At 52.3% G+C, this 25,784-nt stretch carries 20 protein-coding genes and 3 tRNA genes; 16 read left to right on the forward strand and 7 right to left on the reverse strand.

The annotated features are described in order from the left end of the window. From thyA to recD, 9 genes are all read left to right on the forward strand, one after another. A complete protein-coding gene (gene thyA, locus OGX98_RS14550) occupies positions 1–795 on the forward strand; it encodes a thymidylate synthase (RefSeq protein ID WP_045447002.1) in 795 nt (264 codons plus the stop codon). Positions 796–981: 186 nt separating this feature from the next. Continuing rightward, complete coding sequence (locus OGX98_RS14555; RefSeq protein WP_045446998.1) at positions 982–1,452, forward strand: prepilin peptidase-dependent protein; 471 nt, start codon at positions 982–984, stop codon at positions 1,450–1,452. Further along, entirely contained in the window at positions 1,443–2,006 is a 564-nt protein-coding gene (locus OGX98_RS14560; protein WP_286595457.1) for a prepilin peptidase-dependent protein, read from the forward strand. The genes OGX98_RS14555 and OGX98_RS14560 overlap by 10 nt, the downstream gene beginning before the upstream one ends. After that, positions 2,003–2,410 (forward strand): DUF2509 family protein, encoded by a 408-nt coding sequence (locus OGX98_RS14565; protein WP_045446992.1) that lies wholly within the window; start codon positions 2,003–2,005, stop codon positions 2,408–2,410. Before OGX98_RS14560 ends, OGX98_RS14565 begins: the two co-directional genes overlap by 4 nt. Then, the gene (locus OGX98_RS14570) at positions 2,395–2,718 is read left to right on the forward strand and encodes a prepilin-type N-terminal cleavage/methylation domain-containing protein (protein ID WP_286595458.1); all 324 of its coding nucleotides are present in this window, start codon (positions 2,395–2,397) and stop codon (positions 2,716–2,718) included. Before OGX98_RS14565 ends, OGX98_RS14570 begins: the two co-directional genes overlap by 16 nt. Before the next feature lie 12 nt (positions 2,719–2,730). Next, positions 2,731–6,099 carry an exodeoxyribonuclease V subunit gamma gene (gene recC, locus OGX98_RS14575; RefSeq protein WP_286595459.1) on the forward strand — a complete coding sequence of 1,123 codons (3,369 nt, stop codon included), beginning with the start codon at positions 2,731–2,733 and terminating at the stop codon, positions 6,097–6,099. Positions 6,100–6,275: 176 nt separating this feature from the next. Next, positions 6,276–9,164, forward strand: a complete 2,889-nt coding sequence (gene ptrA / locus OGX98_RS14580; protein WP_286595460.1) for a pitrilysin — start codon at positions 6,276–6,278, stop codon at positions 9,162–9,164. Beyond that, on the forward strand, positions 9,157–12,702 hold the full coding sequence (recB, locus tag OGX98_RS14585; RefSeq protein ID WP_286595461.1) for an exodeoxyribonuclease V subunit beta: 3,546 nt from the start codon (positions 9,157–9,159) through the stop codon (positions 12,700–12,702). Before ptrA ends, recB begins: the two co-directional genes overlap by 8 nt. Next, complete coding sequence (recD, locus tag OGX98_RS14590) at positions 12,699–14,531, forward strand: exodeoxyribonuclease V subunit alpha (protein WP_286595462.1); 1,833 nt, start codon at positions 12,699–12,701, stop codon at positions 14,529–14,531. Before recB ends, recD begins: the two co-directional genes overlap by 4 nt. Before the next feature lie 44 nt (positions 14,532–14,575). On the opposite strand, the gene argA is transcribed toward recD, so the two are convergent. Next, positions 14,576–15,907 (reverse strand): amino-acid N-acetyltransferase, encoded by a 1,332-nt coding sequence (gene argA / locus OGX98_RS14595; protein WP_045446973.1) that lies wholly within the window; start codon positions 15,905–15,907, stop codon positions 14,576–14,578. 234 nt (positions 15,908–16,141) lie between these two features. On the opposite strand from argA, the gene amiC reads away from it, so the two are divergent. Continuing rightward, entirely contained in the window at positions 16,142–17,395 is a 1,254-nt protein-coding gene (amiC, locus tag OGX98_RS14600) for an N-acetylmuramoyl-L-alanine amidase AmiC (protein ID WP_045446970.1), read from the forward strand. Positions 17,396–17,469: 74 nt separating this feature from the next. On the opposite strand, the gene OGX98_RS14605 is transcribed toward amiC, so the two are convergent. The 3 genes from OGX98_RS14605 to OGX98_RS14615 all read right to left on the reverse strand — a co-directional run bounded on the left by OGX98_RS14605 (position 17,470) and on the right by OGX98_RS14615 (position 17,869). Next, a tRNA-Met gene (locus OGX98_RS14605) sits at positions 17,470–17,546 on the reverse strand. 89 nt (positions 17,547–17,635) lie between these two features. Further along, positions 17,636–17,712, reverse strand: a tRNA-Met gene (locus OGX98_RS14610). A gap of 80 nt (positions 17,713–17,792) precedes the next feature. After that, positions 17,793–17,869 (reverse strand) — tRNA-Met (locus tag OGX98_RS14615). 205 nt (positions 17,870–18,074) lie between these two features. Between OGX98_RS14615 and mltA the strand changes: the two genes are divergently transcribed. Together mltA and tcdA are read left to right on the forward strand one after the other, a co-directional pair. Next, positions 18,075–19,172 (forward strand): murein transglycosylase A, encoded by a 1,098-nt coding sequence (gene mltA, locus OGX98_RS14620; RefSeq protein WP_048220641.1) that lies wholly within the window; start codon positions 18,075–18,077, stop codon positions 19,170–19,172. Positions 19,173–19,301: 129 nt separating this feature from the next. Further along, complete coding sequence (tcdA, locus tag OGX98_RS14625) at positions 19,302–20,108, forward strand: tRNA cyclic N6-threonylcarbamoyladenosine(37) synthase TcdA (protein ID WP_045446964.1); 807 nt, start codon at positions 19,302–19,304, stop codon at positions 20,106–20,108. 45 nt (positions 20,109–20,153) lie between these two features. Here tcdA and csdE read toward each other — a convergent pair whose 3' ends face one another. Both csdE and csdA read right to left on the reverse strand, forming a co-directional pair. Then, positions 20,154–20,600, reverse strand: a complete 447-nt coding sequence (csdE, locus tag OGX98_RS14630) for a cysteine desulfurase sulfur acceptor subunit CsdE (protein WP_045446961.1) — start codon at positions 20,598–20,600, stop codon at positions 20,154–20,156. Then, a complete protein-coding gene (gene csdA / locus OGX98_RS14635) occupies positions 20,600–21,805 on the reverse strand; it encodes a cysteine desulfurase CsdA (protein ID WP_286595463.1) in 1,206 nt (401 codons plus the stop codon). Before csdA ends, csdE begins: the two co-directional genes overlap by 1 nt. 191 nt (positions 21,806–21,996) lie before the next feature. Here csdA and OGX98_RS14640 point away from each other — a divergent pair, with 191 nt between their 5' ends. From OGX98_RS14640 to rlmM, 4 genes are all read left to right on the forward strand, one after another. Further along, entirely contained in the window at positions 21,997–22,224 is a 228-nt protein-coding gene (locus OGX98_RS14640) for a YgdI/YgdR family lipoprotein (RefSeq protein WP_045446955.1), read from the forward strand. A 363-nt stretch (positions 22,225–22,587) separates the two neighbouring features. After that, complete coding sequence (gene gcvA / locus OGX98_RS14645; RefSeq protein WP_005130970.1) at positions 22,588–23,505, forward strand: glycine cleavage system transcriptional regulator GcvA; 918 nt, start codon at positions 22,588–22,590, stop codon at positions 23,503–23,505. Positions 23,506–23,523: 18 nt separating this feature from the next. Next, the gene (locus tag OGX98_RS14650) at positions 23,524–23,919 is read left to right on the forward strand and encodes a DUF423 domain-containing protein (RefSeq protein ID WP_045446951.1); all 396 of its coding nucleotides are present in this window, start codon (positions 23,524–23,526) and stop codon (positions 23,917–23,919) included. Continuing rightward, positions 23,912–25,012 (forward strand): 23S rRNA (cytidine(2498)-2'-O)-methyltransferase RlmM, encoded by a 1,101-nt coding sequence (rlmM, locus tag OGX98_RS14655; RefSeq protein WP_045446948.1) that lies wholly within the window; start codon positions 23,912–23,914, stop codon positions 25,010–25,012. Before OGX98_RS14650 ends, rlmM begins: the two co-directional genes overlap by 8 nt. A 35-nt stretch (positions 25,013–25,047) precedes the next feature. Here the strand turns inward: rlmM and fucR are convergent, their stop codons facing one another. After that, positions 25,048–25,779, reverse strand: coding sequence for an L-fucose operon activator (fucR, locus tag OGX98_RS14660; RefSeq protein WP_048220645.1), 732 nt, complete (start codon positions 25,777–25,779; stop codon positions 25,048–25,050). Positions 25,780–25,784 lie beyond the last annotated feature (5 nt).

Raw genomic sequence — 25,784 nt, forward strand, 5'->3', positions numbered from 1 at the left:
ATGAAACAGTATTTAGAACTGATGCAAAAAGTGCTGGATGAAGGCACACAGAAAAACGATCGTACCGGAACCGGAACGCTTTCCATTTTTGGCCATCAGATGCGTTTTAACCTGCAGGAAGGGTTCCCGCTGGTTACAACTAAACGCTGCCACTTGCGCTCCATTATTCATGAACTACTGTGGTTTTTGCAGGGCGACACCAACGTTGCTTATCTGCATGAAAATAATGTCTCAATCTGGGATGAATGGGCCGATGAAAATGGCAATTTAGGCCCGGTTTATGGCAAACAGTGGCGCGCGTGGCCAACGCCGGATGGCCGCCATATTGACCAGATTACGACTGTTTTAAACCAGCTGAAAAACGACCCGGACTCTCGCCGTATCATCGTTTCCGCGTGGAACGTGGGTGAGTTGGATAAGATGGCGCTGGCGCCGTGCCACGCATTCTTCCAGTTTTACGTGGCTGACGGCAAGCTCTCCTGCCAACTGTACCAGCGTTCGTGCGATGTGTTCCTCGGCCTGCCGTTTAACATTGCCAGCTACGCTTTGCTGGTCCACATGATGGCGCAGCAGTGCGATCTTGAAGTCGGTGACTTTGTCTGGACTGGCGGCGACACGCACCTGTACAGCAACCATATGGAACAAACTCACCTGCAGCTTAGCCGTGAACCCCGCGCGCTGCCGAAGCTGGTTATCAAGCGTAAACCTGAGTCTATCTTCGACTATCGTTTCGACGATTTCGAAATTGAAGGCTACGATCCGCACCCAGGCATCAAAGCGCCGGTCGCCATCTGATCGAACGTCATGCTGCCACGACCGACGCCATAGCGCGTCGGTTTTTTTTTGCCTTCGCGTCAGTTTTTCGATGCTGATTCCTGCAAAAGTTGTAATACGCTGCAACATGGAAAATATTCCTCGCAGCCCGCCGAATAACCCGAATTCACTGCTCGTTATTTCATTCCCTCACGCCATACTGGCGACATGAAAAAACAACAAGGCTATACGCTAATTGAAACTCTGGTTGCGATGCTCATTATTGTCGCCCTAAGTGCCACAGGACTTTATGGCTGGCAACGCTGGCAGCAGCAACAACGGTTGTGGCAAACCGCCTGTCAGGTACGGGATTATTTGCTGCAACTTCGTGAAGATGCCAACTGGCATAACCGCGACCACGTTATCAGCGTTATCAGAGAGGGAGCGTCATGGTGTTTTGTTAGCTCTGCCGATGCTCATGAGTCATGTAAGCCTTCCTCGCCGTGGCTGTTTATGCCGCTCTGGGACGATATTGAGATGGTGGAGATAACGCCTTCGCTGGCTTTTTTTGGCCTACGGAACACGGCATGGGCCGGGCATATTCGCCTGAAAAATGCGGCTGGTGAATTAAATCTGGTGGTATCAGGTTGGGGGAGAATCAGACTTTGCGAGCGCGATGAGGCAAATCTATGTCGCTAAACGAACGCGGTTTTTCACTGCTGGAGGTGCTGATTACGATGGCGATAAGCAGTGTTTTACTCCTGGGTTCAGCGCGATTTTTACCTGCCCTGCAGCGCGGTATTTTGCACAATACACACCAGTTAGTGCTTGAAGATGAGGTCTGGCAACGTGTTTATACCGTAGCGAAGCATCTCCAGCGGGCGGGCTACTGTCACGGACGCTGTCACGGTGAAGGGCTGGAAATATCGGGTCAGCGCGATTGCGTTATTGTGCAGTGGGATGCAAACAGTAACGGTATCTGGGAGACGAATCCGGCGAAAGAAGCCGAGCAGATTGGATTTCGCCTACAAAACAAGGCGCTGGAGACATTGCGCGGTGCGACGTCGTGCGCAGGAAAGGGCTGGGATAGCATGACCGATCCTGTAACCATTCAGATTGAGTCATTTCAGGTGGAACGCCAGAATGTTAGCGGGTTTGCGCCCGTCCTCATTCTGCGTCTGCGTGGCTCCAGTAAAGTCGAACCACAAAGAGTGATCGAAGCGCTGTACAGCGTGACAGGATTTAATCTGTGAACCGGGAACGAGGTGTATCGTCCCTTGCGCTGGTACTTTTACTTCTGGTGCTCGGTAGTCTGTTGTTGCAGGGCGTTAGCAGACAGGAAGCCAGTTTTGCCTCTCGCGTTGCAATGGAAAGCCAGTCTTTGCAACGCCAGGCCGTGGCGCAATCTGCGATGGAATGGGGGCGTATGCAACGCTGGCTTTTGCAACCCGATGTTCAGTGTCGCTCCTATGCAATGCAGAATGCAGACGTTTGTCTGCGACTGCTTGCTAATAATAACGTGTTGCTTATTGCTCAATACGAAGGGATATCTCTATGGCGTCAGGGCGAGGTTGTAGACGGCAATATCAAGTTTTCTGCACATGGCTGGAGCGATTTCTGCCCGTTAAAGACGCTGGCATTATGCCAGATCCCCTGAACCGGCAACGTGGATTTAGCCTGCCGGAAGTCATGTTGGCAATGGTGTTGATGATCATGATTGTGACCACACTGTCGGGGTATCAACGAGCATTGATGAACAGTTTCTTGGGCAGAAATCAGTACCAGCAGCTTTGGCGTTACGCGTGGCAGCAAAGCCAACTGCATGTGTTTTCGCCGCCTTTGAACTGGCAGGTAAACCGAATGCAGACAACGCAGGCGGGATGTGTCAGCATCAATGTTAAAATTACGTCCCCTATGGGCAGGCTGGGTCAAATGACACGTCTGCACTGCTCAAATCGTCAGTAGTCAGGAGTCGCTATGTTAAGGGTCTACCACTCCAATCGCCTGGATGTGCTGGAAGCGTTAATGGAATATATCGTCGAGCGGGAGCGACTGGACGACCCTTTTGAACCGGAGATGATCCTGGTTCAAAGTACCGGTATGGCGCAATGGTTACAAATGACCCTGGCACAGAAGTTTGGTATTGCCGCCAACATTGATTTTCCGCTACCTGCGAGTTTTATCTGGGATATGTTTGTGCGCGTATTGCCGGAGATCCCGAAAGAGAGTGCGTTCAGTAAACAGAGTATGAGCTGGAAGCTGATGACGTTGCTGCCGCAATTACTGGAAAAAGATGACTTCACGCTGCTGCGTCACTATCTGACTGACGATACCGACAAGCGTAAGCTGTTTCAGCTTTCTTCACGCGCAGCCGACCTTTTTGACCAATATTTAGTCTACCGTCCGGACTGGTTAACGCAGTGGGAGGAGGGAAGGCTGGTTGAAGGTTTAGGAGAGTCTCAGGCCTGGCAGGCACCACTGTGGAAAGCGCTGGTGGAATATACCGCTGAACTGGGACAACCACGCTGGCATCGCGCTAATTTATATCAACGGTTTATTCAGACCCTGGAAAGTGCAACAAGCTGCCCGGAAGGGCTACCTTCGCGCGTTTTTATTTGCGGGATTTCGGCGTTGCCGCCTGTTTATCTTCAGGCGTTGCAGGCGTTGGGTAAGCATATCGAAATTCACCTGTTATTCACTAATCCGTGTCGTTTCTACTGGGGTGACATCAAAGATCCTGCGTATCTGGCGAAGCTGCTGGCGCGCCAGCGTCGGCACAGCTTTGAAGAAAGAGAGTTGCCGTTGTTTCGTGATAGCCAAAATGCTGAGGGGTTGTTTAACAGTGATGGCGAGCAGGATGTCAGCAATCCGTTGCTGGCCTCGTGGGGAAAACTGGGGCGTGACTATATTTACCTGCTGTCTGAGCTGGAAAACAGCCAGGAACTGGATGCGTTTGTCGATATCACGCCCGACAACCTTTTGCGTAACATTCAGTCGGACATCCTTGAGCTGGAAAGCCGGGCTGTGGCAGGCGTCAATCTGGAGGAGTATTCGCGTAGCGACAATAAACGGTTGCTTGAGCCGAATGACACCAGTGTGAGTTTCCATGTCTGCCATAGCCCACAGCGTGAGGTGGAAATCCTCCATGACCGTTTGCTGGCGATGCTGGAAGCGGACCCTACGCTGACGCCGCGTGACATCATTGTGATGGTAGCGGATATCGACAGCTACAGCCCATTCATTCAGGCCGTTTTTGGCAGCGCGCCAGCTGATAGATATTTACCGTTTGCCATTTCTGACCGCCGTGCACGTCAGTCCCATCCCGTTTTACAGGCCTTTATCAGCCTGCTGTCGTTGCCGGACAGCCGTTTTGTCTCAGAAGATGTGTTGGCATTACTGGACGTCCCAGTACTGGCGGCGCGCTTCAACATCAACGAAGAGGGATTACGCTATCTTCGCCTGTGGGTTAATGAGTCAGGTATTCGTTGGGGAATTGACGACGACAACGTTCGCGAACTGGAACTACCACCGACAGGCCAGCACACCTGGCAATTTGGTCTGACGCGTATGCTGCTGGGCTATGCGATGGAAAGCACGCAGGGCGAGTGGCAATCGGTATTGCCGTATGATGAATCCAGCGGTTTGATTGCCGAGCTGGTGGGGCATCTGGCTTCGCTATTGATGCAGCTAAATCTCTGGCGCCGGGGGTTGGCCCAGGAGCGTCCGCTGGAGGAATGGCTACCCGTCTGTCGTGACATGCTCAATGATTTCTTCCTGCCGGATGCAGAAACCGAAGCGGCGATGACGCTCATTGAACAACAGTGGCAGGCTATTATTGGCGAAGGTTTGGGGGCCGAGTATCGCGATGCTATTCCACTTTCACTGTTACGCGATGAGCTAGCCCTGCGGCTAGACCAGGAACGTATCAGTCAGCGCTTCCTTGCTGGTCCGGTGAATATTTGTACGCTGATGCCAATGCGTTCCATTCCTTTCAAAGTGGTGTGTTTGTTAGGCATGAACGACGGTGTTTATCCGCGCCAGCTTGCGCCGTTGGGTTTTGACCTGATGAGTCAAAAGCCGATGCGGGGTGACCGAAGTCGTCGTGATGATGATCGCTATCTGTTTCTGGAAGCACTGATCTCGGCGCAGCAAACGCTCTATATCAGCTACATTGGGCGTTCAATTCAGGACAACAGTGAACGCTTTCCGTCGGTACTGGTGCAGGAGTTAATGGACTATATTGGGCAAAGCCACTACTTACCGGGTGATGAATTGCTCACCAGCGATGAAAGCGAAACCAAAGTAAAAGCCCACATTACCCGTTTGCACACCCGTATGCCTTTTGATGTACAAAACTTTCAGCCAGGCGAACAGCAAAGTTATGCGCGTGAATGGCTGCCAGCGGCGAACATGTCAGGTAAGGCACACGCTGATTTTGTTCAGCCACTCCCCTTTACGATGCTTGAAACCCTGACGCTGGAAACGCTACAACGATTTTGGGCTCATCCGGTTCGGGCCTTCTTCCAGATGCGGCTACGAGTGAATTTCCGTTCTGAAGAGAGTGAGATCCCGGAAACGGAGCCTTTTACCCTTGAGGGGTTAACCCGCTATCAGCTTAACCAGCAGTTGCTTAACACGCTGGTGGAAGAGAACGACGCCGAGCGTTTGTTCCGTCGCTTCCGTGCGGCTGGCTCGCTTCCTTATGGGGCATTTGGTGAGATTCTTTGGGATACCCAACGTCAGGAGATGCAGTCGCTTGCCGATCGCATTATTGCCTCTCGCCAGCCTTGCCAGAGCATGGAAATTGATCTGAGCTGCAACGGTGTGCAAATCACGGGTTGGTTACCACAGGTCCAGGAAGATGGTTTGTTGCGCTGGCGCCCATCTTTGATAAGTGTGTCCCAGGGGGTGCAACTTTGGCTGGAACATCTTGTCTATTGTGCCAGTGGCGGAGCGGGAGAGAGTCGTTTGTTCCTGCGTAAAGACGGAGAATGGCGTTTCCCTCCACTGGAGGCAGAGCAGGCGTTACTGTATCTGTCACAACTTATTGAGGGGTATCGGGAAGGCATGTCATCGCCTTTGCTGGTGCTACCGGAAAGTGGTGGGGCGTGGATAAAAACCTGTTATGACGCCGTAAATGATGCCATGTTAGATGACGATGATACGCTGCAAAAAGCACGAAATAAGTTTTTGCAGGCTTATGAAGGCAACATGATGGTGCGTGGTGAAGGCGATGATATCTGGTATCAACGCCTGTGGCGTCAGCTGGCTCCTGAAACTCTGGAGACCATTGTGTCGCAGTCTCAGCGCTATTTGTTACCGTTATTTCGCTTTAATCAGTCATGATGATTGTATAAAAATTGCACAGATTGATGACTTCTACTATGATGCGCTTTCTGTCACGGACTGATTCTTACACATAAGATGCTGACTCGTTCAGCACAGAGTCTTGCCCTGTTCAGACCACGCTTAATGCGTGGTTTGTAGTGAACAGGTGAATACGTTAATGATGAGGTTTGTGAATGCCCCGCAGCACCTGGTTCAGCGCATTACTGTTGTTCGTTGCCCTTTGGGTACCCGTAAGTCAGGCAGATACTGGTTGGCAGCCTTTAGCTGAAACCATCCGTAAAAGCGATAAAGACACTCGCCAGTATCAGGCCGTGCGCCTTGATAACGGCATGGTCGTGTTGCTGGTATCCGACCCTCAGGCCGTTAAGTCTCTCTCTGCACTGGTGGTCCCGGTGGGGTCTCTGGAAGATCCCGACGATCACCAGGGGTTGGCGCATTACCTTGAACATATGTGCCTGATGGGATCTAAAAAATACCCACAGCCGGACAGCTTAGCTGAATTCCTCAAAATGCACGGCGGCAGCCACAACGCCAGCACTGCGCCCTATCGCACGGCTTTCTATCTCGAAGTTGAAAACGATGCGCTGGCGGGGGCCGTCGATCGTCTGGCTGACGCTATTGCCTCGCCGCTGCTCGATAAAAAATATGCCGATCGCGAGCGAAATGCCGTTAATTCTGAGCTGACGCTGGCGCGTACCCGGGACGGTATGCGTATGGCACAGGTGAGCGCAGAAACAATAAACCCGGCACACCCTGGTTCGCGCTTCTCCGGCGGAAATCTGCAGACATTAAGCGACAAACCGGGTAACCCGGTACTGCAAGCCTTGCAGACATTCCATGAAAAGTACTACTCCGCGAACCTGATGAAAGCGGTGATTTACAGTAATAAACCCCTGCCAGAGCTGGCGCGGATCGCGGCTGATACCTTCGGGCGAGTACCGAATAAAAATGTCGAAAAACCGGAAATTACCGTACCGGTCGTGACTGACGCGCAAAAGGGCGTCGTCATCCACTATGTCCCTGCAATGCCGCGTAAAGTGCTGCGCGTAGAGTTTCGTATCGATAACAACAGCGCACAGTTTCGTAGTAAAACCGATGAACTGGTGACTTACCTGATTGGCAATCGCAGTCCTGGAACCTTGTCTGACTGGCTGCAAAAGCAGGGGCTGGTTGAAGGCATTCGTGCTGACTCCGATCCGGTTGTCAATGGTAACAGCGGTGTGCTGGCTATTTCGGCGACGTTAACCGACAAAGGGTTGGCGAATCGCGATGAAGTTGTTGCTGCTATCTTTAGCTATCTCAATCTGTTGCGTGAAAAAGGCGTTGATAAACGCTATTTTGACGAACTGGCACACGTACTGGATCTCGACTTCCGTTATCCCTCTATCACGCGTGATATGGACTACGTGGAATGGCTGGCTGATACCATGATCCGCGTTCCCGTCGAACATACGCTGGATGCGGTGAATATTGCCGATCAATATGATGCTAAGGCGGTTCAGGAACGTCTGGCGATGATGACACCGCAAAATGCGCGTATCTGGTATATCAGTCCGAAAGAGCCACATAATAAAACCGCTTATTTTGTCGATGCCCCTTATCAGGTGGATAAAATCAGCGAAAAAACCTTCGCCGACTGGCAGCAAAAAGCCCAGGGCATTGCGCTCTCTCTGCCGGAGTTGAACCCCTATATCCCTGATGATTTCACGCTGATTAAGACGGATAAAAAATACGCCCATCCGGATTTGATCGTTGATGAGCCTGATTTACGCGTGGTATATGCGCCGAGTCAGTATTTTGCCAGTGAGCCAAAGGCCGATGTCAGCGTGATTCTGCGCAACCCGAAAGCGATGGATAGCGCCAAAAATCAGGTGTTATTCGCACTGAACGATTATCTGGCCGGTATTGCGCTCGACCAGTTAAGCAATCAGGCTGCGGTGGGGGGGATTGGTTTCTCAACGAATGCTAACAATGGTCTGATGCTTAACGCAAACGGCTATACCCAACGTTTACCGCAGCTTTTTCAGGCGCTGCTGACAGGCTATTTCAGCTACACCGCTACGGACGAACAGCTGGAGCAGGCGAAATCCTGGTACGCCCAGATGATGGACTCTGCAGAGAAAGGCAAAGCCTATGATCAGGCAATTATGCCGGTACAGATGCTTTCTCAGGTGCCGTACTTCTCACGCGATGAACGCCGTAAACTGTTGCCATCCATTACTTTGCAAGAAGTGATGACTTACCGTGACACGTTAAAAGCCGGTGCGCGTCCTGAATTTCTGGTGATTGGTAACATGAGCGAAGCTCAGGCGAAAACCATGGCACGTGATATTAAGAAACAGCTTGGTGCGAACGGGTCGGAATGGTGCCGGAACAAAGATGTTGTAGTCGATAAAAAGCAGTCCGTCATCTTTGAAAAAGCGGGCAGCAGCACGGACTCCGCGCTGGCAGCGGTATTTGTGCCTACCGGTTATGACGAGTACACCAGTTCGGCCTACAGCGCGATGTTAGGGCAAATTGTTCAGCCGTGGTTCTACAATCAACTGCGTACTGAAGAGCAATTAGGCTACGCCGTATTTGCTTTCCCAATGAGCGTTGGCCGTCAGTGGGGAATGGGCTTCCTGCTGCAAAGCAGCGATAAGCAACCGTCTTACCTGTGGGAACGGTATAAAGCGTTTTTCCCGACGGCGGAAGCGAAACTGCGGGCAATGAAAGCTGATGAATTCGTACAAATTCAGCAGGCCATCATTGCGCAAATGCTGCAGGCGCCCCAAACGTTGGGGGCAGAAGCTTCGCAGTTAAGCAAAGATTTCGATCGAGGTAATATGCGCTTCGATTCACGTGATAAAATCGTGGCTCAGATTAAACTGCTGACGCCGCAAAAGCTTGCCGATTTCTTCCATCAGGCGGTGGTTGAGCCGCAAGGCATGGCGATACTGTCACAGGTTTCCGGCAGTCAGAACGGGAAAGCAGAGTATGTGCACCCGGAAGGCTGGAAAGTGTGGCCGACCGTCAGCGCGTTGCAGCAAACCTTACCCCTGATGAGTGAAAAGAATGAATGATGCCGCTGAGTCCCTTGATCCACTGCGCTTGCCCCTGGCGGGCGAGCGACTGATTGAAGCCTCTGCAGGCACCGGTAAAACCTTTACCATCGCCGCCCTTTATTTACGTTTACTGCTTGGACTGGGCGGCTCTGCCGCCTTTCCTCGCCCTCTGACCGTCGAAGAGCTGTTAGTGGTTACCTTTACCGAGGCAGCCACTGAAGAGCTGCGCGGTCGTATTCGTAGCAACATTCATGAGCTGCGAATTGCCTGCCTGCGTGAAACTACCGACAATCCGCTCTATGCCCGCTTGTTAGATGAAATTGCCGATAAAAAACAGGCCGCGCATTGGCTGTTATTGGCTGAAAGACAGATGGATGAAGCGGCGGTGTTTACCATTCACGGTTTCTGCCAGCGTATGCTTAGTCTGAACGCCTTTGAGTCAGGCATGCTGTTTGAACAGCAACTGATAGAAGATGAATCGCTGCTGCGTTACCAGGCCTGCGCGGACTTCTGGCGTCGACATTGTTACCCGCTCTCTCGCGATATTGCGCAGGTGATCTTCGAAACGTGGAAAGGCCCACAAGCGCTGCTACGAGATATCGACCGCTACCTACAGGGTGAAGCCCCGGTCATTAAAGCGCCGCCGCCAACGGATGAAACGCTGGCATCCCGACACGAAAAAATTCTGGCGCGTATCAACCAGATTAAGCAGCAATGGCGCGATTCGGTCGATGAGCTGGAAGGTCTGCTTGAAGATTCCGGAATCGACAGGCGTAAATTTAATCGTGGTAATCAGGGTAAGTGGATCGAAAAGATCAGTGCCTGGGCGCAGGAAGAGACACAAAGCTACCAGCTCCCTGATGCGCTGGAGAAATTCTCTCAACGCTTTTTAGAAGATCGCACCAAAGCGGGCGGCGTAACGCCCCGGCATCCGCTATTTGTCGCCATTGATGAACTGATTAGCGAACCGCTGACGATCCGCGATCTGGTGATTACCCGGGCGCTGGCGGAAATCCGCGAAGCGGTTGCGCAGGAGAAACGTCGACGCGGAGAGTTAGGCTTTGACGATATGCTCAGTCGGCTGGACGCGGCACTGGGTAGTGAAAGCGGCGATGCGCTGGCTACTGCCATTCGAACCCGTTTTCCGGTGGCGATGATCGATGAATTCCAGGACACCGACCCGCAGCAGTACCGTATTTTCCGTCGTATCTGGCAGCATCAGCCGGAAACCGCGCTGCTGTTGATTGGCGATCCCAAACAGGCTATTTATGCGTTTCGCGGTGCGGATATCTTCACCTATATGAAAGCGCGTAGTGAAGTTAGCGCACATTACACGCTCGATACCAACTGGCGTTCTGCGCCTGGGATGGTCAATGGCGTCAATACGCTCTTCAGCCAGATGACCGACGCCTTCATGTTCCGCGAAATCCCCTTTAGCCCGGTGAAATCCGCAGAGAAGAATCAATCGCTGCGGTTTGTACTTCACGGTGAAAAGCAACCTGCGATGAGCATGTGGCTAATGGAAGGAGAAAGCTGTGGCGTGGGCGATTACCAGAACTATATGGCCCAGGTATGCGCGACGCAAATTCGTGACTGGCTTAAAGCCGGGCAGTCTGGTGAGGCGTTGCTGGTCAGCGGTAAAGCGTCCAACCCGGTACGCGCATCGGATATCAGCGTGTTGGTCCGCAGTCGCCAGGAGGCGGCGCTGGTACGCGACGCGCTAACGCAACTGGCTATCCCGTCGGTCTATCTCTCCAACCGTGACAGTGTATTTGAAACGCTGGAGGCGCAGGAACTGCTATGGGTCCTGCAGGCGGTGATGACGCCGGAACGTGAAAACACACTGCGTAGCGCGCTGGCGACGTCCATGATGGGACTTAATGCGCAGGATATTGAAGCGCTGAACAATGACGAGAATGCCTGGGATGCCGTAGTAGAGGAATTCGACGGTTATCGCCAGCTCTGGCATAAGCGTGGCGTCATGCCGATGCTGCGCGCGCTGATGTCAGCGCGTCAAATTGCAGAAAACCTGCTGGCAACGGCGGGTGGCGAACGCCGTCTGACCGACATTTTGCATATCAGTGAACTGTTGCAGGAAGCGGGATCGCAACTGGAAAGTGAGCATGCGCTGATGCGCTGGCTTTCCCAGCATATTCTGGAACCTGACAGCAATGCTTCCAGTCAGCAGTTGAGGCTGGAGAGCGATAAGCATCTGGTTAAAATCGTCACCATCCACAAATCGAAAGGGCTGGAATATCCACTGGTCTGGCTGCCTTTTATTACTAATTTTCGCGTTCAGGATCAGGCGTTCTACCATGATCGTAGCTCTTTTGAAGCTGTACTGGATCTCAGCGAAGCGGATGAGAGTATTGAGCTGGCAGAAGCTGAACGTCTGGCGGAAGACCTGCGATTGCTTTATGTTGCGCTGACGCGTTCGGTATGGCATTGCAGTCTCGGCGTTGCGCCGCTGGTGCGCCGTCGGGGTGATAAGAAAGGTGATACCGATGTGCATCAGAGTGCTCTGGGACGCTTGTTGCAAAAAGGCGAGACGAAGGATGCCGCAGGGCTTCGTGCTGCTATTGAAGCGCTTTGCAGTGAAGATATTGCCTGCCTGACGCCGAATGAGCCAGACGGTGAGCGTTGGCTGGTTTCGCAACCCGCCAGTTCGGTATTGAGTGCAAGAACGCTGCAACGTGCTCCCGGTGACAGCTGGCGTGTGACCAGCTATTCCGGCCTGCAACAACGTGGACATGGCATCGCGCAGGATCTGATCCCCCGGCTGGACATTGATGCATCAGGCGTGGGTGAGGCGGTTGTGGAATCAGGGCTAACACCGCATCAGTTTCCACGAGGTGCATCGCCGGGAACATTTTTACATAGCTTGTTTGAGGACCTGGATTTTACCCAACCGGTTGAAACGCAATGGGTACAGGAAAAACTGGCGTTGGGTGGGTATGAGGCACACTGGGCGCCGGTTTTGACCCACTGGCTGGAGACCATTTTGCGTGCGCCGCTTAACGAATCGGGCGTGAGTCTGAGCGTTCTGTCTGCACGGGAAAAACAGGTGGAGATGGAGTTTTATCTGCCCATTTCGCAGCCGCTGATAGCCAGCCAACTGGACGCGCTGATCCGCAAGTACGATCCTCTCTCGGCGGGCTGTCCACCGCTGGATTTCATGCAGGTTCGCGGCATGCTGAAAGGTTTTATTGACCTCGTGTTCCGCCACCAGGGGCGTTATTACCTGCTTGACTACAAATCTAACTGGCTGGGAGAAGACAGCAGCGCTTATACCCAGCAGGCGATGGCCTCAGCAATGCAGGCACACCGTTATGACCTGCAATATCAACTTTATACTCTGGCGCTGCACCGCTATTTACGTCACCGCATTACAGACTACGATTATGAACGCCATTTTGGCGGCGTTATCTATCTCTTTTTGCGCGGTGTTGATAGCGAGGAACCTCAGCAGGGAATTTATGCGACCCGACCAGACGGAGAGCTGATTGCGATGATGGACGAGATGTTTGCGGGCGCAGCACTGGAGGAAATGCAATGACAATCCAGAAGCGATTACTGGAGGCTGTGGAGCAGAAACAGCTACGGCCGTTAGATGCCCAGTTTGCGCTGGCGGTTGCCGGAAACGACAACCCGGTCGTCACGCTGGCTGCGGCATTGCTTAGCCGCGAAGCGGGAGAAGGCCACGTCTGTTTACCGCTTTCGCGTTTATCTTTAAGCGAAGACGCCCACCCTTTGCTTACCTCCTGGATGAGTGAAAAAGGGGAGCCTGAAGACTGGGCTGAATGTCTGCTTGCCTCTGATGCGGTAAGTCGCGGCGAGCGCCCGACGCCGCTGGTGCTGTATTGCGATCGCCTGTATCTGAACCGAATGTGGAATAACGAACGCACGGTGGCTCGCTTCTTTAGTGAGGTTAACCAGGCAATCGAGGTGGATGAATCGCGGTTGACCCACACGCTGGGGACGCTTTTTCCGCATACGGAAGGAATTAACTGGCAGAAAGTTGCAGCGGCTGTAGCGCTGACGCGTCGTATATCAGTGATCTCTGGTGGGCCGGGAACGGGAAAAACGACAACGGTCGCCAGGCTGTTGGCGGCGTTGATTCAGATGGTGGATGGTGAACGCTGTCGTATCCGGCTGGCCGCTCCAACGGGAAAAGCGGCGGCGCGACTGACTGCGTCGCTGGGCGCTGCATTACGTGAGTTGCCGTTGACCGATGAACAAAAGAAACGTATTCCTGATGACGCCAGTACGCTGCACCGATTATTAGGCGCACAGCCGGGTAGCCAGCGACTGCGCCATCATGCAGGCAATCCTCTCCATCTTGATGTGCTGGTGGTTGATGAAGCCTCGATGATTGATTTGCCTATGATGTCGCGCCTTATTGATGCATTACCTCCCCATGGTCGGGTGATTTTTCTTGGCGATCGTGACCAGCTTGCTTCCGTTGAGGCGGGGGCTGTGCTGGGGGATATCTGTGCTTTTGTGAATGCCGGATTTACTGCGGAACGCGCAAAACAACTGAGCCGCCTGACCGGTAGCACCATTCCTGCGGGTTCAGGAACTCAGGCGGCATCATTACGTGACAGCTTATGCCTGCTGCAAAAGAGTTACCGTTTTGGCAGTAATTCCGGTATCGGCCAACTGGCTTCTGCGATAAATCGGGGTGATAAAGCCGCGATCAAAACGGTCTTCCAGCAAGGTTTTAGTGATATTGAAAAACGCACGCTGCAAAGTAGTGAAGATTACGCAGCTATGCTTGATGAAGCGCTAGCGGGCTATGGGCACTACCTTGAGTTGCTCCATGAGCGTGCAGAGCCGGATGCTATTATTCAGTCATTTAATGAATATCAGCTATTGTGCGCACTGCGTGAAGGTCCGTTCGGCGTGAGTGGGTTGAATGAGCGCATCGAACAGGTGATGGTGCAAAAACGTAAGATTTCCCGTCTCGCACATACCCGTTGGTACGAGGGGCGACCAGTGATGATTGCGCGAAATGACAGTTCGCTGGGTCTGTTTAACGGTGATATCGGGATCGCGCTCGATCGTGGTCAGGGCTTAAGGGTGTGGTTTGCGTTGCCGGATGGCAATATCAAGTCGGTACAGCCCAGCCGTTTACCGGAACATGAAACGACCTGGGCGATGACGGTGCATAAATCACAAGGATCCGAGTTTGATCATGCGGCGTTGATTTTACCCAGCCAGCATTCGCCCGTTGTTACCCGCGAGCTGGTTTATACGGCGGTGACCCGCGCGCGCCGTCGCTTGTCGCTGTATGCCGATGAGCGGATATTGAGTGGGGCCATTGCCACTCGCACTGAACGTCGCAGTGGGCTGTCGGCGTTGTTTAATGATGGTATTGCACAGTAGGATTTGTTGGCCGGATAAGCGTTAACGCTATCCGGCAACTGTGGTTACCCCAGATCTGCCATTAGCACTTTTGAACGCCTCTGATAGTTGTACATCTGTTTCTTACTCTCTGGCAGCAGGTCAATATCCACGGGCGTGAAGCCGCGCTCCTGAAACCAGTGAATACTGCGTGTTGTCAGCACGAACAGTTTGCTAAGCCCCATTTGTCTGGCCTGCACGGCGATCCTTTCCAGCAAAACTTCTCCGCGTGAAGAACTTCGATAGTCCGGATGTACTGCCACACACGCCATTTCGCCAATTCGTTCTTCCGGGAAAGGGTACAGGGCGGCACAGGCGATGGTCAGGTTATCACGCTGAATAATGGTGAATTTGTCGATTTCCATTTCCAGTTGTTCACGTGAGCGACGGACCAGAATACCTTGCTGCTCGAGTGGGCGAATCAGTTCCAGAATACCGCCGATATCGTTAATGGTGGCGCGACGGATCTGTTCGGCGCTCTCCATCACGATTTGCGTCCCGATCCCATCGCGTGAGAACAGCTCCTGTAACAATGCGCCATCTTCCTGATAGCTAATCAGGTGGCAGCGGCGTACGCCACTGCGACAGGCTTTTACGGCACCACGCAGGAAGCGCACGGTGCCGGAGCTGTAGTCGCCTTTCTCTTCCTGTGACTCAACGCGAGCCTGGGCTTCGTTGGGGAAAAGTTCGGAAACAATATCGCCATCATCGTTAATAACTCCCTGGGAGGAGCAAAAACCGATCATCTTTTCTGCTTTCAGCTTGATAGCCAACTGAGTGGCGACCTCTTCTGAAGTCAGATTAAAGCTCTCTCCGGTGACGGAAACGGCTACCGGGCCCATCAATACAATGGCGCCACTGTCCAACTGACGGTGAATCGCCTCTTCATCAATACGACGGATGCGTCCGCTATGGCAGTAATCTACGCCGTCATCGACGCCAAGAGGTTGGGAGATAATAAAGTTACCGCTGACCACATTGATGTGCGCGCCCTGCAATGGTGTATTGTTCAGGCTCATCGACAGGCGGGCGGTGATATCAAGCTGGAGTAGCCCTGCAGCCTGCTTCACCAGCTCCAGCGTTTTGGCATCAGTCACGCGCGTATTTTTGTGGTACACCGGCTCATGATGATGAGCAGCAAGATTGGCATCAATCTGTGGCCGGGCGCCATACACCACAACGAGGCGGATGCCCAAGCTATGCAGGAGGCCAATGTCATTGACGATACTGGAAAAGTTTTCATGCTCGATGGCTTCGCCGCCCAGCATAATGACAAACGTTTTTCCCCGATGGGTATTGATATAGGGAACAGAATGGCGGAATCCCTGTACCAGTTCGGTTCTACGCTCCTTCACCACGGCACACCCTCGTTGCATGATTATTCGTAATTTGTGTATTTTTATTCTGTTTTTGCTCCATGCGCAAGCGTAATTTTTACCCTTCCTGAAGATTTTTCTCAGTAATGCCGTGAATATAAAAAGAATGTTTACCCTTTTGTAGATGACAGATTATGCGTCATTCGCTAAAGTTTCCGGTCAATTAGGACGTTTTACCTATTACCTAAATAAAGATTTCTTTTGCTCGGGAGAAGCATGTCGGGATCCAATTCAGCAATCAGTCGCCGCCGTTTACTGAAAGGTGCGGGTGCTATGTGGCTTTTGAGCGTCAGCCAGGTCGGTCTGGCCGCCGTTAGTCAGGTCGTTGCAGTGCGCATCTGGCCTGCCTCCAGTTATACCCGCGTCACGGTGGAATCCAACCGTCTGCTGAAATACAAACAGTTTGCCCTGAGTAATCCTGAGCGTGTGGTTGTGGATATTGAAGGCGTTAATTTGAACTCGGTGCTCAAGGGGATCGGGACGCAGATCCGCCCTGACGATCCGTACATTAAGTCAGCAAGAGTAGGCCAGTTTGACCCACAGACCGTGCGCATGGTGTTTGAGCTGAAACAAGATGTGAAGCCGCAGCTGTTCGCCCTGGCACCCGTTGCAGGATTTAAAGAACGTCTGGTGATGGATCTTTATCCCGCGAATGCCCAGGATGTGCAGGATCCTCTGCTGGCGTTACTTGAAGACTACAACAAGGGCGATCTCGATAAACAGGTGCCACCTGCACAAAGTGGCCCGCAGCCCGGTAAAGCGGGGCGTGACCGTCCAATTGTCATTATGCTCGATCCCGGCCATGGTGGCGAAGATTCCGGTGCCGTGGGGAAATACAAGACGCGCGAAAAAGATGTGGTGTTGCAGATAGCCCGTCGCCTGCGCGCGCTGATCGAAAAAGAAGGCAATATGAAGGTCTATATGACGCGTAATGAGGATATCTTCATTCCGTTGAAAGTCCGCGTGGCGAAAGCCCAGAAGCAGCGCGCTGACCTGTTTGTCTCCATTCATGCAGATGCCTTTACCAGTCGACAGCCCAGTGGTTCGTCGGTGTTTGCACTTTCCACTAAAGGTGCGACCAGTACTGCAGCAAAATATTTGGCGCAAACCCAGAACGCCTCGGATTTAATTGGTGGTGTCAGTAAGAGTGGTGACCGCTACGTCGACCACACCATGTTCGACATGGTGCAATCGCTGACGATTGCTGACAGTCTGAAGTTTGGTAAAGCGGTACTGAATAAGCTCGGTAAGATTAATAATCTGCATAAGAATCAGGTTGAGCAGGCAGGATTTGCGGTGTTGAAAGCGCCGGATATTCCCTCGATCCTCGTGGAAACGGCGTTTATCAGTAACGTTGAAGAGGAGCGAAAGCTCAAAACCGCGACCTTCCAGCAGGAAGTTGCTGAGTCGATTCTGGCTGGGATCAAAGCGTATTTTGCCGATGGGGCAACGCTGGCGAGAAGGGGATAATAAAAAAGCGCTGAGAAGCGCTTTTTTTACGGACCGCAGAAACAAAAAAACACCCGTCAGGGTGTTCAATGTATTGGTTGCGGGGGCCGGATTTGAACCGACGACCTTCGGGTTATGAGCCCGACGAGCTACCAGGCTGCTCCACCCCGCGTCCGTCTTTTGCTTCGTATTCAAACCACATCTGCGTTGGCTTTGCTGTGATTCGAACTACCTTGCAAAAATATCACATCAGATTTTAATTGGTTGCGGGGGCCGGATTTGAACCGACGACCTTCGGGTTATGAGCCCGACGAGCTACCAGGCTGCTCCACCCCGCGTCCGTCTTTCTGCTGCGTATTTCAAATCACATGTGTGATCCGAACTGCTTAACAGAAATATTACTGCTTCTGATTTTAATTGGTTGCGGGGGCCAGATTTGAACTGACGACCTTCGGGTTATGAGCCCGACGAGCTACCAGGCTGCTCCACCCCGCGTCCGTGGATGCGCACTATACTCTGCTAACGTTTTCATGCAACCCTTTTTTCACCTTGATCACGGTTTAAGGATGAAAATGAACAAAAACAAAGCATTTCGGTTTATTTTTTGCGCAAAATTTGCGATGGGGTATGCATTCGCATTTCATTAGGTTCGGGGGTTTGTTATCTTCATCTCGCATTCAGGCAACTTAAGACGAGAATAATGAAAGGACGTTGGGCAAAATATCTTCTGGCGGGGGCCGTAGTCGCGATGCTCGCTGCGTGTTCCTCTAAACCCACCGATCGTGGACAGCAGTATAAAGACGGGAAATTTACCCAGCCTTTCTCACTGGTGAACCAACCTGATGCGGTTGGCGCGCCAATCAATGCCGGTGATTTCGCCGAGCAGGTAAATCAGATCCGCAACGCCTCTCCGCGTTTGTATGGCAACCAAAGCAATGTCTACAACGCTATCCAGGAGTGGCTACGTGCAGGTGGCGATACGCGCAATATGCGCCAGTTTGGTATTGATGCCTGGCAGATGGAAGGGGCTGATAACTATGGCAACGTTCAGTTCACTGGTTATTACACGCCGGTAATCCAGGCGCGGCACACGCGTCAGGGGGAATTTCAATACCCTATCTATCGTATGCCGCCAAAACGTGGGCGTTTACCTTCCCGCGCTGAAATCTACGCAGGTGCGTTGAGTGACAACTATATCCTGGCATACAGCAACTCCCTGATGGATAACTTCATTATGGATGTTCAGGGCAGTGGCTACATCGACTTCGGTGATGGCAGCCCGCTTAACTTCTTTAGCTATGCCGGCAAAAACGGCCATGCTTATCGCAGTATTGGTAAAGTACTGATCGATCGTGGCGAAGTGAAGAAAGAAGATATGTCGATGCAGGCGATCCGTCACTGGGGTGAAACGCACAGCGAAGCTGAAGTGCGTGAACTGCTGGAACAGAATCCGTCGTTCGTCTTCTTTAAACCACAATCTTTTGCCCCGGTAAAAGGGGCCAGCGCAGTGCCGCTGATTGGCAGGGCCTCCGTTGCTTCTGACCGTAGTATTATTCCTGCGGGCACGACGTTACTGGCAGAAGTGCCGCTGCTGGACAATAACGGGAAATTTACCGGTCAGTATGAACTGCGTCTGATGGTGGCATTAGATGTCGGTGGAGCGATCAAAGGCCAGCACTTCGATATCTATCAGGGTATTGGTGCAGACGCAGGGCATCGTGCGGGCTGGTATAATCACTACGGTCGTGTTTGGGTGCTGAAAAGTGGCGCCGGAGCGGGTAACGTATTTAGCGGTTAATAGCCTTATCAGACCTGCCATTTTTCGAGCAGGCGGGATAAGCGAAGCGCCATTCGGCGCAAGAACGGTGTTGTCGCCACTATAGTGAGTGGCGATCACCGCTCTTTGAATTTTCTGTTCTGAGGTCGTATGTCTGTTGTGATAAGTGATGCCTGGCGTCAGCGTTTTGGCGGCACAGCGCGTCTGTATGGCGAAAATGCGCTGCACCTGTTCGCCGGATCGCACGTGTGTGTGGTCGGGATTGGCGGCGTGGGATCGTGGGCGGCGGAAGCGCTGGCGCGTACCGGAATTGGCGCAATTACGCTCATCGATATGGATGATGTGTGCGTTACCAATACTAACCGACAGATCCATGCTCTGCGTGATAACGTGGGCCAGGCGAAGGCTGAGGTGATGGCCGAACGTATACGGCAGATTAATCCCGAGTGTCGGGTCAGTGTGGTCGATGACTTTGTCACGCCGGATAACGTTGCAGAGTATATGAACGCGGGCTTTTCGTATGTCATTGATGCTATCGACAGTGTGCGCCCGAAGGCAGCGCTGATCGCGTACTGCCGTCGCAATAAAATTCCGCTGGTCACCACCGGTGGTGCCGGAGGGCAGATTGACCCGACGCAGATTCAGGTCGTTGATTTAGCCAAAACTATTCAGGATCCGTTGGCGGCGAAGCTACGTGAGCGGCTAAAAAGTGACTTTGGCGTGGTTAAAAACAGCAAAGGCAAGCTGGGTGTGGACTGTGTGTTCTCGACCGAGGCGCTGGTCTATCCGCAGGCTGATGGTTCAGTGTGTGCGATGAAGGCGACGGCAGAAGGGCCGAAGCGTATGGATTGTGCATCTGGTTTTGGCGCTGCGACGATGGTGACAGCGACATTTGGCTTTGTCGCGGTGTCACATGCGTTGAAGAAGATGATGGCGAAGGCGGCGCGTCAGACTTAATGATTGTTTGCCGGATGAGGCACCAGCGCTTATCCGGCAAAACAGCTATACAACCAGCTGCGCTGCTGCAAGAATCGCCGCGTTAAGGGCATTCAGTCCCTGGCTACGCGAAGCGCTGAGCTGGGCGCGTAAACCTAATTCATCAAAAAAATCCATTGGTGAACGTGTCAGTAATTCGGCGGCGGTTTTACCTTCTACCGCGGTGAGCAGCACTGCCAGCAAACCGCGCACGATACGGCCTTCGCTGTCGCCGAAAAAGTGCATAGTGCCATTCTCATGTACGGCATACCCCAGCCAGACGCGGTTTTCGCATCCCGCGATCTCTTTTGCCTGGGCCTTTAATGGCTCCGGGAGTGGCGGTAGTTGCTTCCCCAGCAGGATAAGCTGGCGATATTTATCTTCCCACTGAGTAAGTGGGACAAAGATAGCTCGTAAAGTCTCTTCGGTCACGGTTGTGCCAAACGGATGTTCGGCGAACAGAGGGTTTGTCATTAATCCACCAATATTTCCAGCGCGCGGTCAACCGCCGTCACCAACGCATCCACATCACTTTGGCTATTATAAGGTGCAAATGAGGCGCGCAGCGTCCCTGATACACCAAGTTCTGCCAGCAGCGGTTGCGCACAGTGTTGTCCTGCGCGAAGCGCGATGCCATATTCGGCCAGCAGTGTCACCATGTCGCTGTGGTGAACACCGGCAAAATCGAAGGCCAACAGGCTGGAGTCCTGGCAGCGGAAAGAACGGAATCCCGGGCGCTTCGCCAGTGCCTCTTCTGCCAGTGTAGCCAGACCACGGCTCCAGCTTTCTGCTTGCACGATGTCGACATCCGCCAGCCATTCCAGCGCAGCGCTCAGGCCAATAACACCCGCAACGTTAGGCGTACCTGCCTCCAGTTTCCAGGGAACCGCCTGGGTGGTAAACCCCGCAAAACTGACTTCATTAATCATCTTGCCGCCGCCGAGCCAGGGAGACATGGCATCCAGCAACTCTGGCTTACCATACAAAACGCCGATCCCGGTCGGCCCGTACAGCTTGTGACCAGAAAAAGCATAGAAATCAATATCCAACTGCTGCACGTCTGCGGGGAAATGTACAACGCCCTGGGCGCCATCAACCATCACCACCATACCCGCAGCGTGGGCGAGCGAAATGGCGCGAACCAGGTCCGGACAGCCGCCAGTTACGTTAGACATCTGCCCGAGCGCCAGTATGCGGCTGCGTGGTGTGATGAGTTCTGGTAAGCGTTCCACGTCCGGCAGTAAATGGGCGTTGAGAGGGAGTCTGATGACTTTTGCCCCCGTTTGTTCCGCCACCATCAGCCAGGGAACGAGGTTGGCATGGTGTTCCGCCACGCTGACGATAATCTCATCGCCTCTTTGTAAGCGCGGGCGTGCGTAGCTTTGGGCCACCATGTTGATAGCCTCTGTCGTACCGCGGGTCCAGACGATGGATTTATCATCCGGTGCATTGATCAGGCGGGCGGCCTTCTCCCGTGCGGCTTCATAGCGGGCGGTCAGCCGCTGGGCTTCGGCAAATTGGCTGCGATGGACATTACCGGCGCTCAGGCTATAAAACTGGTGAGTGGCATCAATCACAGCCTGTGGTTTCAACGCTGTTGCGGCGCTATCGAGATAGACGCCAGCATCGCTGAGAGCGGGAAACTGTGCGCGAAACTGCGCGGGGTTAAAAGCGTTCATGGTATTCCTCAGTTCAATAAACCGATCGTGGCGCAAAAAGAGCGCAGACACAAGGGGAGGCTAACTATCAGAATCCTCTGGATATCCTGGTAAAGTCAGAACAGTGGCTTATGCTAAATAGTGTTAGGTGAGTATTTTTGCCTGTTATGGAATTCGTTTTATTTAGCATAAATCGCTTTAAGGAGAAGAATATGAAAAAGACTGCCGCAATTATCTCTGCATGTATGCTGACTTTTGCCCTGAGCGCCTGTTCTGGTTCGAATTACGTGATGCACACCAATGATGGTCGGTCGATCGTGTCTGACGGTAAGCCAAAGACCGATAATGAGACGGGAATGATTTCCTACAAGGACGCTAATGGCAACAAACAGCAGATTAACCGTACCGATGTGAAAGAGATGGTGGAACTGGAGAAATAGCCGGTCGTCATCGACAGAAACTCGGACAAAAAAAAGCACCGCAATTTGGCGGTGCTACATTAATCACTATGGACAGACAGGGTAAATGTACAGGAAGTGAAAAAGGGTAGCTTTGCTACCATGGTCTGAATCGCAGACCAATTGCAAACACAACAACACAACATCACAACCGTAAGCCAAAAGCCCACCAGAACACGCATTCCGATAAAACTTTTCGTTCCGGCTTCAGGAAGTGCCGCCACTATAGGTATTTGCTGGTAGAACCTCAACGGACAATTTATAATGGCTCAGATTAAAAAAACTAATAGGTTACAGACTGTTATGTAACTGTTAAATTCTTTTAACATCAAAGCCTAAAAAGTCATGTCAAAACGATTACCACCCTTAAATGCGTTACGTGTTTTTGATGCTGCGGCGCGTCATTTGAGTTTTACTCGCGCAGCCGAAGAGCTTTTTGTGACGCAGGCCGCAGTAAGTCATCAAATCAAGTCACTTGAGGATTTCTTGGGACTTAAGCTGTTTCGTCGACGCAATCGATCTCTCTTGTTGACGGAAGAAGGTCAAAGCTATTTCCTCGACATCAAAGAGATTTTTTCGCAATTAACCGATGCGACGCGTAAACTTCAGGCACGCAGTGCAAAAGGCGCGCTCACCGTGAGTTTATTGCCCAGTTTTGCAATTCAATGGCTGGTGCCAAGACTCTCTAGCTTTAACTCAGCTTATCCGGGAATCGATGTCAGGATCCAGGCGGTAGACCGCCAGGAAGACAAACTGGCTGACGATGTTGATGTCGCTATTTTTTATGGGCGCGGTAACTGGCCTGGCCTGCGTGTGGAAAAATTGTACGCAGAATATTTATTGCCAGTCTGTTCGCCTCTGTTACTCACTGGCGATAAACCATTGAAGACGCCAGAGGATTTGGCAAAACACACTTTATTGCACGATGCTTCGCGGCGTGACTGGCAAGCCTATACGCGCCAGCTTGGCCTGAATCATATCAACGTACAGCAGGGACCTATCTTCAGCCATAGTGCCATGGTGCTTCAGGCTGCTATTCATGGACAGGGAGTGGCGCTGGCCAATAACGTTATGGCGCAGTCTGAAATTGAAGCCGGGCGTTTGGTCTGTCCCTTTAATGATGTTCTGGTCAGCAAGAACGCATTTTATCTGGTTTGTCATGACAGTCAGGCAGAACTGGGTAAAATAGCCGCCTTCCGTCAGTGGATACTGGCAAAAGCGGCCACTGAACAAGAAAAATTCCGCTTTCGTTATGAACAATAATTTACTTAGGGTATTAACATGACCAGCCGTTTTATGCTGATTTTTGCCGCCGTAAGTGGCTTTATTTTTGTGGCACTGGGCGCCTTTGGGGCACATGTTCTGAGTAAAACCCTCGGCGTCGTTGAAATGGGGTGGATCCAGACGGGCCTTGAGTATCAGGCGTTCCATACGCTGGCCATCTTTGGCCTCGCGGTCGCTATGCAGCGACGTATTAGCATTTGGTTTTACTGGAGTAGCGTGTTTATGGCATTAGGCACGGTGCTGTTCAGCGGCAGCCTGTATTGCCTCGCGCTGTCTCATCTACGCCTGTGGGCGTTTGTTACCCCTGTTGGTGGCTTCAGCTTCCTGGCAGGTTGGGTTCTGATGTTAGTTGGTGCTATTCGATTGAAACGTAAGGGCGTTAGTCATGAATAAGGTTGTATTGTTGTGTCGCCCAGGTTTTGAAAAAGAGTGCGCCGCAGAAATTACGGATAAAGCAACTCGTCGGGAAGTGTTTGGCTTTGCTCGCGTGAAAGACAATGCGGGTTACGTCATTTATGAGTGCTATCAGCAGGGTGATGCTGAAAAGTTGGTCAAAGAGCTGCCGTTCAGTTCGCTGATTTTTGCCCGTCAAATGTTTGTCGTCGGTGAATTGCTGCAATATTTGCCGCCGGAAGATCGCATTACGCCGATTGTCGGTATGTTGCAGGGCGTTGTAGAGAAAGGTGGTGACCTGCGCGTCGAAGTCGCAGACACTAACGAAAGCAAAGAGCTGGTTAAGTTTTGCCGCAAATTTACCGTGCCGCTGCGCGCGGCGCTGCGTGAAGCGGGCGTGCTGGCAAAATACGAGACGCCAAAGCGCCCGGTAGTCCATGTTTTCTTTATCGCACCAGGTTGTTGTTACACCGGTTATTCCTGGCCTGACAATAATTCACCGTTTTACATGGGCATCCCGCGTTTGAAGTTCCCGGCCGATGCTCCGAGCCGTTCAACACTGAAGCTCGAAGAAGCGCTGCATGTTTTTATTCCTGCCGATGAGTGGGATGAGCGTCTGGCAAATGGAATGTATGCGGTGGATTTAGGGGCTTGCCCCGGCGGTTGGACCTATCAGCTGGTCAAACGCAATATGTGGGTTTACTCCGTGGATAACGGTCCGATGGCGCAAAGCCTGATGGATACCGGACAGGTGACCTGGTTGCGTGAAGACGGATTTAAATACCGTCCGAATCGCAACAACATCTCGTGGATGGTCTGCGATATGGTGGAGAAGCCTGCGAAAGTTGCCGCGTTGATGGCGCAATGGTTGGTTAATGGCTGGTGCCGTGAGACGATTTTCAATCTCAAACTGCCGATGAAAAAGCGCTACGAAGAAGTGTCGCAAAACCTGGCCTATATCCAGGCGCAGTTGGATGAACATAACATCAATGCGCAGATTCAGGCACGTCAGCTTTATCATGACCGCGAAGAAGTGACCGTGCACGTGCGTCGTCTGTGGGCCGCTGTCGGCGGTCGTCGCGACGAGCGATAAAGACCTCCCTGCAGGCCTGATGGCGCATGCGCTTATCAGGCCTGTGGCAGAACACCGTCAGTTTGCTGTTCATCCGAAATCACATGCGTCACCTCCTCCAGATGCCCGATCCGGGCCTCGCCAGAACGATGCAACTTACTTTTATCGATCAACAACAATGACTGTGATGCCCGTTTGAGCAGAATGGATTTGAATTCAGCGTTAGTAGCCGTCGAGTCCCAGAGAGTGCCGTTACTGTCGATCCCCGCGCAGGAAAAAATAAACAGATCGATGTCGAGAGGTTTCAACTGCGAGATGAGCGACGGATTAATGTAGCAGCCATCTTTGCGCTCGAGTCGTCCACCTGAGCAGATGAGCTGAATATGTTCACGTTTGCCCAGTTCCTGACAAATTGGCTGGCTATTAGTAAACACATGTATGTTGATGTCCGGTAACTGGCGGGCCAGATACCAGCAGGTGGAACTGGCATCTAAAGCGATTACCATTCCTTCCTCTATCCATGCTAATGCGTCCCTGGCAACATCCGCTTTATGCGCATAATGGCTTTTACGTCGAATATGAAACGGTTCGCCGCTGTCCTGATTTTCCTGATGAATTATCCTGGCACGTCCGTGGTTGCGCAGCACTTTCCCTTGCATTTGTAGTTCATTGAGATCGCGGCGAATAGTCTCTTTGCTGACATTAAGTTGTAAAGATAAGGCTTCGGTTGTCAGGTTTTTATGGGTAATTAGCAGGTCTGTTATTGCTTGCTGGCGTGCCGCTTTCACTGTTC

Origin of the sequence: Citrobacter sp. Cm046 (genome assembly GCF_030333065.1) — a bacterium.
Taxonomy (GTDB): Bacteria; Pseudomonadota; Gammaproteobacteria; order Enterobacterales; family Enterobacteriaceae; genus Citrobacter; species Citrobacter murliniae.